14 protein-coding genes are annotated in these 13,961 nt (G+C 34.3%); 10 read left to right on the top strand and 4 right to left on the bottom strand.

The window, feature by feature from the left end; genetic code table 11:
* Positions 1–28: 28 nt before the first annotated feature.
* Positions 29–517: a hypothetical protein gene (locus ABTV69_RS06420; protein WP_433834807.1), complete on the top strand. Its 489-nt coding sequence runs from the start codon at positions 29–31 to the stop codon at positions 515–517.
* A gap of 177 nt (positions 518–694) precedes the next feature.
* Positions 695–1,468: an HNH endonuclease gene (locus ABTV69_RS06415; protein ID WP_433834806.1), complete on the top strand. Its 774-nt coding sequence runs from the start codon at positions 695–697 to the stop codon at positions 1,466–1,468.
* 41 nt (positions 1,469–1,509) lie between these two features.
* On the opposite strand, the gene ABTV69_RS06410 is transcribed toward ABTV69_RS06415, so the two are convergent.
* Complete coding sequence (locus ABTV69_RS06410) at positions 1,510–1,743, bottom strand: hypothetical protein (protein ID WP_433834805.1); 234 nt, start codon at positions 1,741–1,743, stop codon at positions 1,510–1,512.
* Between the two features lie 343 nt (positions 1,744–2,086).
* Here ABTV69_RS06410 and ABTV69_RS06405 point away from each other — a divergent pair, with 343 nt between their 5' ends.
* Positions 2,087–2,401, top strand: a complete 315-nt coding sequence (locus ABTV69_RS06405; protein WP_433834804.1) for an HPF/RaiA family ribosome-associated protein — start codon at positions 2,087–2,089, stop codon at positions 2,399–2,401.
* 88 nt (positions 2,402–2,489) lie between these two features.
* Here the strand turns inward: ABTV69_RS06405 and ABTV69_RS06400 are convergent, their stop codons facing one another.
* A complete protein-coding gene (locus ABTV69_RS06400; protein ID WP_433834803.1) occupies positions 2,490–3,146 on the bottom strand; it encodes a hypothetical protein in 657 nt (218 codons plus the stop codon).
* Positions 3,147–3,320: 174 nt separating this feature from the next.
* Here ABTV69_RS06400 and ABTV69_RS06395 point away from each other — a divergent pair, with 174 nt between their 5' ends.
* From ABTV69_RS06395 to ABTV69_RS06375, 5 genes are all read left to right on the top strand, one after another.
* The gene (locus ABTV69_RS06395) at positions 3,321–3,809 is read left to right on the top strand and encodes a nuclear transport factor 2 family protein (RefSeq protein WP_433834802.1); all 489 of its coding nucleotides are present in this window, start codon (positions 3,321–3,323) and stop codon (positions 3,807–3,809) included.
* Positions 3,810–4,072: 263 nt separating this feature from the next.
* Positions 4,073–5,455, top strand: a complete 1,383-nt coding sequence (locus ABTV69_RS06390) for an ammonium transporter (protein ID WP_177211239.1) — start codon at positions 4,073–4,075, stop codon at positions 5,453–5,455.
* A 1,384-nt stretch (positions 5,456–6,839) separates the two neighbouring features.
* A complete protein-coding gene (trmB, locus tag ABTV69_RS06385) occupies positions 6,840–7,517 on the top strand; it encodes a tRNA (guanosine(46)-N7)-methyltransferase TrmB (RefSeq protein WP_073408106.1) in 678 nt (225 codons plus the stop codon).
* Between the two features lie 41 nt (positions 7,518–7,558).
* Positions 7,559–8,197: a lysine transporter LysE gene (locus ABTV69_RS06380; RefSeq protein ID WP_433834801.1), complete on the top strand. Its 639-nt coding sequence runs from the start codon at positions 7,559–7,561 to the stop codon at positions 8,195–8,197.
* Between the two features lie 138 nt (positions 8,198–8,335).
* Positions 8,336–8,665 (top strand): MGMT family protein, encoded by a 330-nt coding sequence (locus ABTV69_RS06375; RefSeq protein ID WP_433834800.1) that lies wholly within the window; start codon positions 8,336–8,338, stop codon positions 8,663–8,665.
* Between the two features lie 158 nt (positions 8,666–8,823).
* Here the strand turns inward: ABTV69_RS06375 and ABTV69_RS06370 are convergent, their stop codons facing one another.
* Both ABTV69_RS06370 and ABTV69_RS06365 read right to left on the bottom strand, forming a co-directional pair.
* The gene (locus ABTV69_RS06370) at positions 8,824–10,149 is read right to left on the bottom strand and encodes a sensor histidine kinase (protein WP_433834799.1); all 1,326 of its coding nucleotides are present in this window, start codon (positions 10,147–10,149) and stop codon (positions 8,824–8,826) included.
* Between the two features lie 166 nt (positions 10,150–10,315).
* Positions 10,316–11,671 (bottom strand): sigma-54-dependent transcriptional regulator, encoded by a 1,356-nt coding sequence (locus ABTV69_RS06365; protein ID WP_433834798.1) that lies wholly within the window; start codon positions 11,669–11,671, stop codon positions 10,316–10,318.
* A gap of 160 nt (positions 11,672–11,831) precedes the next feature.
* On the opposite strand from ABTV69_RS06365, the gene ABTV69_RS06360 reads away from it, so the two are divergent.
* Both ABTV69_RS06360 and ABTV69_RS06355 read left to right on the top strand, forming a co-directional pair.
* On the top strand, positions 11,832–13,073 hold the full coding sequence (locus ABTV69_RS06360; RefSeq protein ID WP_433834797.1) for an efflux RND transporter periplasmic adaptor subunit: 1,242 nt from the start codon (positions 11,832–11,834) through the stop codon (positions 13,071–13,073).
* Positions 13,074–13,232: 159 nt separating this feature from the next.
* The gene (locus tag ABTV69_RS06355) at positions 13,233–13,940 is read left to right on the top strand and encodes an ABC transporter ATP-binding protein (protein ID WP_433834796.1); all 708 of its coding nucleotides are present in this window, start codon (positions 13,233–13,235) and stop codon (positions 13,938–13,940) included.
* Positions 13,941–13,961 lie beyond the last annotated feature (21 nt).

The following is a 13,961-nucleotide window of genomic DNA, read 5'->3' as shown; positions in this document are numbered from 1 at the left end:
ATATTTACTACAACATAATAATTAGGAAATGAGATATTCAGTAAAAATAATTTTTGGGAAAGATCAAATTAGAAAATACTATAAGAATGAAGCATTTAATGACTTTGAAAAAATAGTCAATTTTAAAAAATATACTTTTGAAACTAAATTACAAAGAAATGCTTTCTATAAAGGAATATCTGAAGCTATTGGCTGGTTGGAATTAGAAGTTGTAAAAGAATTTGAAGAGAATGACCAAATTGGAATAGAGAAAAAAGAAGAAGAAGAAGAAGAAGAAGAAGATTTATTTGACTATTGGAGTTTTATACAAAAGTTCTATCCTAAATATTATCAATGCAACAGTGTTTTGCTTAGTGAAATTTTAACAAAGAAACTTGATGGTGAAGAGATTTCTCAAAAAGATGAAGAATATATAAAAGATTGGGATATCAGGAACGAATTATTGGAAATTGACAAGGAATTGCTATGCAAAGCCTTTGAAAATTATTTCAACATCATCTATCCGAAAAATAATTAGTAAAGTACAATTATAAAAAAGGCATACAAAATTGACTCTTATATTAAACTTTCACTTATGAATTTCTCTTAATTTATCCCACAAAAAATAGTTTTATATTTTTTGCTTTCAGGTTTTATGACAAATTAGACTTTAGTATTTATTAACTATATTTACTGAAGACAAATTTATCCAAAAATGCCACCAAAAAACCTCTGGACACGAGAAGAATTAATCGTTGCCTTTAATCTGTATCTTACGATTGAGTTTGGAAAAATGCACAAACATAATTCAGATGTAATTGAACTAGCAAAGCTTATAAACAGAACTCCAAGCTCAATAGCGATGAGATTAGGTAATTTTGCTAGTGTCGATCCCTTCCATCAAGAAAGAGGTATAAGAGGTTTAGGAAATGCAAAAAGGCAAGTTCAACCAATCTGGGACGAATTCTTTAATAACAAGGAAGAATTGTTATTTCAAAGTGAAAAAATATTAGCTCAAAAAGAAAACACATCCGTCGAAATTAAGTACAAAGATATTCTTGCTGATCTAAAAGATTTAAAAGGTGAAACCGTTCTTCGACAAGTCAAAACGAGAGTAAATCAATGCACTTTTAGAAAAATAGTTTTAACAAATTATGCAAATAAATGTGCAATTACGGGAATTGATATTCCAGAATTATTATTTGCCAGCCATATAATTCCTTGGTCAATAAGTGAAGAACATCGTTTAAGTCCTGAAAATGGAATTTGCTTTTCAGCACTTTATGACAAAGCTTTTGATAAGGGATTAATTGGAATAAATACAGATTTCAAAATCATACTTTCAGAGACTTTAAAAAAGAAAAAGAATACTGATTATTTTCAAAAGTATTTTTCACCAATTGAAAATCAAGAAATCCTAAAAGCTCAAAAATATCTACCAAAAAAAGAGTTTTTAGAACATCATTTAGATACAATTTTCAATAAATAGAATATACAAAAAAGCCACTTCTCAGTGGCTTTTCTAATCTCTTACTCAATCCCCAAATAAGGATCCAAAATCTCTGCTAATTCATTCAACCAAAAGAAACCTTCCTCAATATTAATCGATTCAGTTGTTGTAAATCCATCTTCTCGCATTGCATTTAGCGCAATCAAGAAATTCACCTGCCCAATGGTTTTCGCCATACTTTTGAAATCAATTGAATTGTTGAAGAATTCGGTTAACCTCAATTCGGTTTCTTTGGAAAGGGTGTTTGTACTCATTTTTTTTGCATTTAGGAATTATAAAACCCGCACAACTTAGGTGTCCTACGCTGCAAAGAGCGTTGCGGTTGTTTCCAATACCGCCACCATATCATACGGGCAAGAAGTTTTTTTGTGTTCATATATTTTTGCATTTAGGAACTCCAAATATATGAAAAACAAAATAAATTGTAAGTTTTTTCTTTATTTATAAAATAAAATACTGTAAGTATATTTCCTCCAAATCGAAATTACAAAATTGAAAAATAAATCGTTTTAAAATTTCATAATATTTCCTTAACCTACTTGTCTTTTTCCTTCAAAATAAATAAGTTTGAGTATGAATCATTAAATAATATCTGTTATGAAAGTACAAATCAACACCGACAAAAACATTGAAGGAAGCGCAAGATTAGAAAGTTATTTTTCTGGAGAAATAGAGAAAAGCTTGAATCGATTTGAAGATAAAATTACCCGTGTAGAAGTTCATTTTGGAGATGAAAATGGGGAAAAATTCAGCTTGCATGACAAAAAATGTGTAATCGAAGTTCGTCCCGTAAAATTACAACCCATAACCGTAACAGAACACGCCGAAACTCTTGAAAAAGCTTTCAGCGGAGCATTAGCCAAAGTCAAAAAATCGTTGACTACCACTTTCGAGAAAATAAAAGAGCATTAATATAAAAAAGTGACAAAGGCACAAAGGTGCAAAGTAACAAAGGAAAAAACTTAGATCCTCTGTTACTTTGCACCTTTGTCACTTTGTATTATTTTGGCAACGGAGCTCCAACGGCAATATCGCAACGGTGACCTGGTTTTCCGTGTGGCGGGTTCATACCGTCGGCAACTGTAGCTTCGGTTCCTTCAGTGCTCAACAACGCCGGAACTGGATTTGATGCCGGTGGTGGCGTTACTGAAAAGTTTTGTGTAACGGTTCCGCTTTGCCCTGTATTGGTAGTTGTGGCTGTTGTTTTTGCTGGCGGCGAATTTAATGGCGCTCCAACAGGAATATCACACCTATGACCTGGCTGTCCGTGTGGCGGGTTCATTCCTTTTGGCGTTTTAGCAGGTACTGTGGTTGTCACTACTTGAGGCTGATTTACTTGTACCGTCTGTCCCGTTTGTGCTGTCGCTTGACCTTGCTGCGTCGGTGCCGAGTTTAATGGCGCACCAACTGCAATATCGCAACGGTGTCCTGGCTGTCCATGCGGCGGATTAATTCCTTTTGTGGCACCTAAAACTGTATTTGGATTTGCTGCAGGATTTTGCACCACTGGCGCAGCAGCTTTTGTAGTGTCTTTTGCAAGTCCTAACCTTACTAATTCTGAGGTTGCTGTACTTTCTTGCGGCTCTAATTCCTTTTTACAGGAAATGAACAATAGAGAAGTTACAGCGAATGAACTTATAAGTAATTTTGCCTTCATGACTGGGGGTATTTTTATTGAAAATCAAATATAGTGGTTTTTTGAGATTAAATGACATGAGGAATGTTAATGATAATTAAACACAAAATCTTTAATTGTTTTGAAAACTTCCATTTCCTTAAATAGCTTATATGGTTCAAAAAAATGATACCTTTAAACTCAAATAATTTTATCATGAAAAAAACACTTTTACTTCTTTTATTCGTTGCTTCTTTTGCAAATGCTCAAGCAGACAAAACCAAAATCAATCAAACCTTAGATGCATGGCACAAAGCTGCTGCTGAGGTAAAATACGACGCTTATTTTAGTGTCTTAAATTCAGACGCGATTTACATTGGAACTGATGCTACAGAAAATTGGACGAAAAAAGAATTCGCAGTTTGGGCAAAACCTTTTTTTGACAAAGGAACAACTTGGGATTTTAAAGCCTTAGAACGCCACATCTTTTTTGACAAAAGTGGAAAAATCGCTTGGTTTGATGAATTGCTAGACACGCAAATGAAAATCTGTCGCGGATCTGGAGTCTTAGTTAAAGTAGGAAATGAATGGAAAATTCAGCATTATGTTCTATCGATGACCGTTCCAAATGACGAAGTAGATGCAGTAACGAAGATAAAAGCGCCAATCGAAGACGCTTTGATTAAAAAACTTCAGAAAAAATAAAACATTTTCTGGTTTTCTTATTATAAACGTAACTTTTTGAGCACTTTAAAAGCGTAATTAAAAGATTAATTTTAATTAATTCGTTAAAAACAGTGCTTTTTTGTAACTTTAGAATAAGATACTGTCAAAAAAACGTGCCGTATTTTACAAAATCAATCAAAATAAAACGCATACCTCTATTTTAACAGCCTTTAAAACAAGAATCTTTATTTTTTTCTAACTTTGACCCCAAAAAAAATAGGGTTAAACAAAGTATTTTAAAAATGAAAATAGAAAAACGCTGGATTATTTCCTTTATTATGATAAGCGTCGTATGTACAATAGGTGCATTTTGGCCAACAGTTACAGAAAATAATTATGTTTTATCAGAATTTGGAACTACAGATCATATCGTTCCTGCCGATGTTGCTTGGATGCTTACTTCGAGCTGTTTGGTTTTAATCATGACGCCAGGGCTGTCTTTCTTTTATGGCGGAATGGTAGGCAAGAAAAACGTTATTTCTACCATGCTTCAAAGTTTTATCTGTTTAGGAGTGGTAACGCTTTTATGGGTTGTTGTGGCATTTAGTTTGGCCTTTGGAGAACCGGTTGGTTTTGGTTCTGGCGATCATTTTTATAGCTTTTTCGGAAACCCAACTACGTTTGCTTTTATGGATTATGTGGGCGTTTTGCCTCATAAACAATTGGCAAACACGATTCCATTTATGCTTTTTGCTTTGTTTCAAATGAAATTTGCGATTATCTGTCCAGCTATTATTACAGGTTCGTTTGCAGAGCGTGTTCGTTTTATTTCTTATTTAGTATTCATCAGTTTATTTACGATTTTTATATATGCTCCTTTATGTCATGCTGTTTGGTATCCGACTGGAGTTTTAGGAAGCTATTTTGGCGTTAAAGATTTTGCAGGAGGAACAGTGGTGCACATGAGTTCTGGTTTTGCAGCTTTGGCGGGCGTTATTGTTTTAGGCAAAAGAAAAAACAGTCAGCATATCCCAACCAATATTCCTTTTGTTTTATTAGGAACTGGAATGCTTTGGTTTGGCTGGTTCGGATTCAACGCTGGATCTGCGCTTGCTGCCAACGGAACGGCTGCTATGGCTTTTGCAACCACTACAACTTCATCTGCTGCAGCGATGTTAACTTGGATTTTCTTTGATAGAATGAACGGAAGAAAAGTTTCTGCTCTTGGAGCTTGTATTGGAGCTGTTGTAGGTTTAGTTGCCATTACGCCTGCTGCAGGATTTGTTTCTGTGCCAGAGAGCATGTTCTTCGGATTCATCACAGCTTTAGTTTCTAACACGGCTGTAAATTGCAAATATTCTAAAAAATTCGACGATACGCTTGACGTTTTCGCCTGTCACGGTGTTGGCGGAATTATGGGAATGATTCTAACTGCTATTTTCGCTCACGGCGAAGATGCAAGCTTGCTTCACGGCGGATGGAATGTTTTCGGACATCATATGATGGCATTGGTTTTAGTTTCAATCTTTACTTTCTTTGGAGCTTATTTCTTGTTTAAAGTAACGAATTTCATTATTCCACTAAGAGTTTCAGAAGAATCAGAACACATCGGATTGGATTTATCGCAACACGATGAATCTCTTGATCCAAAAGCACAGCCAATCACAGAACCACATTACGGTTAAAATATTTTTTTTTCGCCACGACCCTAGCGACAGCGAAATGGCGCAGCAATTCACGAATTTTATTCTAAAAATAATTCGTGAATTCGTGGCGGAAAACTTTAAACGTAATTTTTAAAAAATAGCCACGGATTTCACAGATTCACACAGATTAAAAATCCAAAAAATCAGTGAAATCAGTGGCTAAAACAATAATTTCAACAAGTATTTTAAAAATAAAATTCGTGAATTGCTGCGCCATTTCGCTGTTGCTCGGGTCGTGGCGGAGAATATTTTGAATATGTAGTCCCTACGGGACATTTTTTATTTCTATATATTATTCTACCGATATTTTATTCCTAACGGAATCATTATAAAAACACCTCATTCCTTAAATAAATCTCGTAGAGATCAAATATTGGTAAAACAGAACAATGTCCAACTTCAAGTTGTCCCGTAGGGACTATATGTAACAAACGTTGAAAAAATCTTTTTTTATTCGTGAATTGCTGCGCCATTTCGCTGTCGCTCGGGTCGTGGCGGAAATTCTACCGATATTTTATTCCTAACGGAATGATTATAAAAGCACCTCATTCCTTAAATGAATCTCGTAGAGATCAAATATTGGTAAAAATAGAACAATCTCCAACTTCAAGTTGTCCTGTAGGGACTATATGTAACAAACGTTAAAAATCTTTTTTTATTCGTGAATTGCTGCGCCATTTCGCTGTCGCTCGGGTCGTGGCGGAAATTCTACCGATATTTTATTCCTAACGGAATCATTATAAAAACACCTCATTCCTTAAATAAATCTCGTAGAGATCAAATATTGGTAAAACAGAACAATGTCCAACTTCAAGTTGTCCCGTAGGGACTATACGCAACAAACGTTGAAAAAATCTTTTTTTATTCGTGAATTGCTGCGCCATTTCGCTGTCGCTCGGGTCGTGGCGGAAATTCTACCGATATTTTATTCCTAACGGAATGATTATAAAAGCACCTCATTCCTTAAATGAATCTCGTAGAGATCAAATATTGGTAAAACAGAACAATCTCCAACTTCAAGTTGTCCCGTAGGGACTATACGCAACAAACGTTAAAAATCTTTTTTAATTCGTGAATTGCTGCGCCATTTCGCTGTCGCTCGGGTCGTGGCGGAAATTCTACCGATATTTTATTCCTAACGGAATGATTATAAAAGCACCTCATTCCTTAAATGAATCTCGTAGAGATCAAATATTGGTAAAAATAGAACAATCTCCAACTTCAAGTTGTCCCGTAGGGACTATACGCAACAAACGTTAAAAATCTTTTTTAATTCGTGAATTCGTGGCGAAAAAACTTTTAAACACAATTCAACTACTTACATTCGTTTATATTCCTTAATTTTGCGGAAAATTTTTGTAAAGTGGGAAGTAAAAATAAACTAAAAAGATTCAGAGAAAACGAAACATTCCAAAACGTTTTTCAACCAACAAGAGAAGAAGTTGTAGGCGATTTAATGCCTTTAAAAGGAAAATGGAACTCTGATTTCTTTAAGAATGATAATCCATTAGTTTTAGAATTAGGATGTGGAAAGGGAGAATACTCTGTTGGATTAGCAGAAAAATACCCAAACAAAAATTTTATCGGAATCGATATTAAAGGTGCGCGTTTCTGGAGAGGTGCAAAAACTGCTGTAGAAAACGGTCTTCATAATGTTGCTTTCGTACGTACGCAAATCGAATTGATCAATCATATTTTTGCTGAAGGCGAAGTTGACGAAATCTGGATTACTTTCCCAGATCCGCAGATCAAATACAAGAGAACCAAACACAGAATGACGAATTCTGAATTCTTGAAATTGTACAAAAAAATCTTGAAAAAAGACGGTGTTGTAAACCTTAAAACCGATAGCGAATTCATGCACGGTTATACTTTAGGATTGCTTCATGGAGAAGGTCACGAAGTTTTATATGCGAACCATAATGTGTATAAAAACGAAGGAAGTCCAGAAGTGGTAACTTCTATCCAGACTTTCTACGAGAAACAATATTTAGAAATTAATAAGGCAATTACGTATATTCGTTTCAAAATTAAAGACTAGCTTTAATTTTGAAACCTTTATCTAACCGATTTAATTACTAAATGACCTACCTTACTCCACTAATTTCAGGTTTTATAGCCGCTGCCATTGGAACTTTTCCGCCGGGATTGCTCAATATGACGGCTGCTAAAATCAAAATGAAAGAAGGGAAAAAGAATGCATTGTCATTTGTAATTGGAGCAGTTTTAGTTCTTTTTTTCCAAGCTTACGTTGCCGTATTATTTGCACGTGTTATAGACAATAGACCAGACGTTGTAATTTTATTACGCGAAGCTGGTTTCATTGTTTTTTCAATCTTAACCATTTATTTTTTCTTTTTTGCAAAAGATCCAGTCGCAAAGAAAAAAACCAAAATAAAAAAGAGCAGTAAAAAAAGTCGTTTCTTTCTCGGAATGCTGCTTTCGGGATTAAACTTCTTCCCCATTCCTTATTATGTTGTAATAAGTGTGACATTGGCTTCGTATCATCTTTTTGTATTCGAAAACACCATTATTTTAACTTTTGTATTAGGCTCTGTTCTTGGCGCTTTTGCCGTATTATATAGCTATATTGCTTTCTTTGGAAGAATAGAAAAGAAAACCGACTACTTCATGCGCAACATGAATGCCATTATCGGAACTATTACAGGATTGGTAGCCCTTGCAACACTTTTTAATATCTTGAATTATTACTTCGGATAATTTTACAGCCACTGATTAAAAGGATTAAAATGATTCTTTCTCTATGCTTTTAAATTTTTCTCGCAGATTCCGCAGATTTTAGCAGATAAATAGTAATTTTAAAATCCTTCTAATCCCTTTATCTGTGTCAAAATAATTATGGCTGAAGAGAATTTTTTCGAAAGAGTGTATGTAATCGCCAGACAAATTCCGTTTGGAAAAGTTACTTCTTATGGCGCTATCGCGAAAGCCTTAGGCGCGGCTCGTTCTGCAAGAATGGTAGGCTGGGCTATGAACGCTTGCCATAATATGGATGACGTTCCTGCACATAGAGTCGTAAACCAAAAAGGGCTTCTAACAGGAAAACATCATTTTGACGGAACTAATTTAATGCAACAGCTTTTAGAAAATGAAGGCATTAAAGTCGTCAATAACCAAATTGTGGATTTAGAAAAACATTTCTGGAAACCGGAAATTTCTACCATATAAGTGATATAAGTTCATTTAGACATTGTGTTTATATCTCTCGCAAAGACGCGAAGTCGCAAAGAAAATTTAAAATAAACTTTGCGACTTCGCGTCTTTGTGAGATTAAATGACAAAGTAAATCTTTAAATGAACTTATATCACTTATATGGTTCATTTTTTTAGATCAAGCATATTACAAAACTCGTTTGATCTTCATCGGTTTGGTAGCTTAAATAGCCTCCGTGCGCTTCAATGATATTTTTCGAAAGCGTTAATCCAATTCCGGCGCCGTCTTTTCTAGTAGTAAAAAACGGAAGGAAAACTTTATCTCTAATTTCGGCATCAACTCCTTTTCCGTTGTCTGAAATCACGATAAAAAAGCGGTTGTTTTCGGTATAACTGGAGATTATCAGTTTCTTTTCTTCTTTTTCTTTTAAAGCATGAATACTATTGGTAATCAAATTAATAATTACCTGTTCCATCTGATTTTTATCAATTAGAATCGAACGCGAACTATGAGAATCATTAATCAATTCAATTCCTTCTGCTTTCAAAATCGGATTCATAATTCGCAGACAATCTTCAAACAAAGCATTTACGGGTGTCATTTGTTTGTTTGGCGTTGGAAGCATTGCCAGTTTACGATAATTTTCAACGAAAACCTGCAAATGATCACTTCTATTAATAATAGTCGAAATACTGCTTTTGATGTCTTCAAAATCATCTTCTTCCAATTCTTCTTGATCGACAATATGAAGGAGGTTTTGCGAAAGTGCACGAATTGGCGTTAGCGAATTCATTAATTCATGCGAAATAATTTTCATCAGATTAATCCACGCTTCTTTTTCTTTTTTCTCAATAACACGTTGAATACTATCCAAAAGAATAATAAAATACTCTTTGTTATAAGTTTGAGTCCGAGAAGTCTGAAGCACAAAAGTCTGTAAATCTTGATCTTCAATTTTAATTGAAATTGCCGTTTTCAGTTCGCCAAAATCCACATTTTCAATTTCATTGCAAAGTCCGGGAAGATAATTTTTAAGGTATTTCCAGTGACTTACTTTTGGCACTTTAAACAGATTCGAAAAACAATCGTTCATGATAAAAATCGACCAATCGTCATTTTCTTTTTCTAGAATTAAAGCGGCAGTATCGATACTGTTCAAAATCGAACGATAAATTAATTCTTTGGAAATCTGTTCTTGTTTCTGAACTTTTAAAGTATCGTATAAAAGATATAAGCTATTGAAATTGTCTTTTTTATGTTCTTCTGGAAAGTGGGCAGAAAAGTCGTCGTGCAGAATGGAATTTATTGTTTTATCATAAAACTGCAATTGGTTTTTGACAAAAAAATACATTTCGAAAAGAAAAATCAAAACAAAAACGCTTACCAAAACAGCATTGAATCGAAATCCTTTATAAAACAATAAAGCACTGCAAAGGAAAAGCGCCATTATAAACACCACTCTTACAAACAACGCATTATAAAACTTCCAATTCTTCATTTAATTTTGTTTAGCCACTCCCGATAGCTATCGGGATAATTGGATTAAAAGGATTTATTCTTATCTTATTTTTTAGTTTCTCGCAGATTCCACAGATTTAGCAGATAAGCTAATTCTTTATTCTTTATTCTTTATTCTTTATTCTTTATTCTTTATTCTTTATTCTTTATTCTTTATTCTTTAAATCGTATTTTTCGATTCTTCTGTAAAGCGCAGCACGAGACAAACCTAGTTCTTCAGCAGTTTTACTGATGTTTCCGTTGTGTTTAAAAAGCGCTTTTTCAATCGCGCCCTTTTCCATTTCAGATAACGGATTTTCATCGTTTTCTTGAATTTCCTCAAAATCTAGAATATCCAAATCCATAACAGAAATTGTGTTGTTTTCTGCCAAAATCAAAGCGCGCTCGATTTTGTTTTCCATTTCACGAACATTTCCTTTCCATGGATATTTTTCTAAATAAGACGCTGCATTTTCTTCAAAATGCCAATCTGCTTGATTGTATTTCTCTGCAATCTGTTCCAAGATAAAATTTGCCATTGGCACGATGTCATCTTTTCTTTCGCGTAAAGACGGAAGATTGATTTCCATTGTATTGATTCGATAAAGCAAATCTTCTCTGAACGTTTTATTCTTTACTTCTGTTTTAATGTCGCTGTTCGTCGCTGCAATAACGCGCACATTTAATGGTCTAGGTTTGCTTTCTCCCAAACGCGTTACCATTTTAGTTTGCAAAACATGAAGCAGTTTCGCTTGAAGATGTAACGGAATATTTCCGATTTCATCCAAGAAAATAGTTCCGTTTGCAGCAGTTTCAAAACGTCCTGGAGTATCTATTTTAGCATCGGTAAAAGCGCCTTTAGCATACCCAAAAAGCTCGCTTTCAAACAGATTATCACTCAACGAACCTAAATCCACATGTACAAAAGGCTGGTTTTTTCTTTCCGAATGCTGATGGATGTATTGGGCAAAAACATATTTTCCTGTTCCGTTTTCCCCCAAAATCAAAACATTGGCGTCTGTTCGGGCTACTTTCTCGGCAATAGAATACGCTTGTTTTATTTTAGCTGAAGTTCCAACAAAGTATTTCTTCTCGGTTTTTTCTACTTTTTCAGTCGTCCTTTTAGTGTTTTTTCTACTTTCAGCAACTGCTTTATCAATAGTTTCCAACAATTTTTCGTTGTTCCACGGCTTTAAAACATAATCAAAGGCTCCAATTTTTATACCTTCTACAGCAGTTTCAATTTTACCAAAAGCCGTCATTAAAATCACAATAGTGTTTGGAGAAAGGGTTTTAATTTCTTTCAGCCAATGAATTCCTTCGCGACCGTCTTCAAAACCAATTCGGTAATTCATATCCAGCAAAACCACATTGATGTCATTTTCACTTAAAATCGAAATGATTTTTTTTGGACTATTCGTTGTGAAAATCGTCTCAAAATGCTTTTTGAGAATCATTTTTGCAGAAAAAAGAATTTCTTCCTGATCGTCAACAACTAATATTTGGGCTAGCTTTTTTCTCATGTGGTCTTTTTTCTGTCCGCTTCCGAACGGTCAACTGTCCATTATCGAACACTTCTTTTTTGAGCCTCTTTTTAAAGCCTCTTTAAAATCAATGCCTTACAAATAATAAATTTTGTGGCATAATATTTACCTATTGATTATCAGTAAAATATTTTAAAAAATGGACACGGTAATTCCTCGTAAAAATAAAAAATTTAGATATCTCGCAATAGCAATTGCTGTTTTTTTAGTTTTGCTCACCATCACGATTTTCGCTTTTAACACCAAAAGAACCTTAAACGTAAAAGCAGATGAATTAGTAATTCAGAAAGCAGAAAAAGCCTTTTTTGAGGATTTCGTAGTTTTTCAAGCAAAAGTAGAACCTTTAAATGTGATGCTTGTAAATGTTACCGAAGGCGGTTCTGTAAAAGAGATTTTTGTAGAAAACGGAGCAATGGTAACCAAAGGACAATCGCTGGCCCGCTTGTACAATCCGAACACTGAACTGAATTACCTGACTCAAGAAACTGCTATTATCGAGCAAATCAACAATTTGAACACGGGAAAATTAAACATTAGAAATCAAGAATTAAACTTAAATAAAGATTTGGTTCTTATTGAGCACGATTACAACGACGCTAAAAGGCTATACGATATGAATGCAAAGCTTTTTGAAAAGGATGTAATTTCTAAAAACGATTGGAATACTTTTAAAGAAAGTCTTCGTTTTCAGGAAGAACGTAAAAAAACAATCCAACAGAGCATTCAAAAAGAAAAACAAAGCAATCAGGTTCAGATTTCGCAAATAAACCGTTCCATTCAAACCATGGAAAAAAGTTTGGATATTCTTAGAAACAACAAAAAGAACTTTTTAATTACAGCACCAGAAACAGGACGGTTAACTTCTTTCGAGCCTGTTTTAGGAAAAACGTTTCAAGCTGGAGCAAGTATCGGAAAAATTGATGCCAACAAAGGATACAAACTGACAGCAGAAGTCGATGAATTTTACCTGGAAAAAATTAGAGAAGGATTAAAAGGACAAGTAGAATTTAAAGGAAAAAATCTTGAAATCATTGTTACCAAAGTAATTCCTGAGGTTAAAGGCGGACGATTCACTGTAGAATTGGCTTTTGCATCTAAAGAAAAAATTGCGCTTCAGGACGGACTTAGCTTTGGCGTGAAATTAATTTTATCTGAGAAGAATAAAACGCTAGTAATTCCGAGAGGCGCTTTTAATCAGGAAGCTGCAGGAAAATGGATTTTTGTGGTGAACGGCAATAAAGCTGTACGAAGAAATATCAAATTAGGACGTGAAAACCCTTCTTATTACGAAGTTCTTGAAGGTTTAAAAGAAGGTGAATCTGTCATTACTTCTTCTTATACCGATTACAAAGACGTTGAAGAGCTTGCTCTTGAGAAATAATAAATTTGTTTCACGTTTCACGTTTCACGTTTCACGTTAACGCAACAAACAACCTGAAACTTGAAACCTGAAACCTGAAACAAACAAAACCAAAATAAAATCATCGTTTCAATCATCAATCAAAAACGAATTAATAACACTTCAAAACCTTAAAAAATTATGATCACAATTCAGAATTTAACCAAAGTTTTTAGAACAGAAGAAATAGAAACTGCTGCTTTGAGCGGTATCAATTTAGAAATAAAAAAAGGAGATTTTTTAACCATTATGGGACCTTCAGGATGTGGAAAGTCTACTTTATTGAATATCATTGGCCTTTTGGATAGTGCAAATGGCGGAAGCTACAAACTGCTAGACCAAGAAATGATTGGCTTGAAAGAAAAAGGAAGAGCAAAAGTGAGAAAAGAAAATATTGGTTTCATTTTTCAGAACTTCAACTTAATCGATGAGCTTTCTGTTTACGACAATATTGAGTTGCCTTTGCTTTACAACAATGTAAAAGCTTCTGATCGAAAACAAAAAATCGAAGCGATTGCGGAGAAATTAAATATCTCTCATCGTTTGAAACATTTTCCGCAACAGCTTTCTGGAGGACAACAGCAGAGAGTTGCCGTTGCAAGAGCTTTAGTCAACGATCCTAAAATCATTCTTGCCGATGAGCCAACTGGAAACTTAGACAGTAAAAACGGTAATGAAGTAATGGAACTTTTAACCGATTTGCATGCGAAAGGCGCTACTATTTTGATGGTTACTCACTCTGATTATGATGCTTCTTTCTCTCAAAGAACCATTCACATGAAAGACGGAGTTATATTTTCTGAAAAATTAAATCAACGCAATGTTGATGTTTTTATGGACGCTAAATAATTAATGATGTTTAAAATTATT

This window comes from Flavobacterium anhuiense, assembly GCF_050990855.1.
Taxonomy (GTDB): domain Bacteria; phylum Bacteroidota; class Bacteroidia; order Flavobacteriales; family Flavobacteriaceae; genus Flavobacterium; species Flavobacterium anhuiense_C.
Note: the sequence above shows the minus strand (reverse complement) of the source record. Positions and strands in the feature narration are given on the sequence as shown.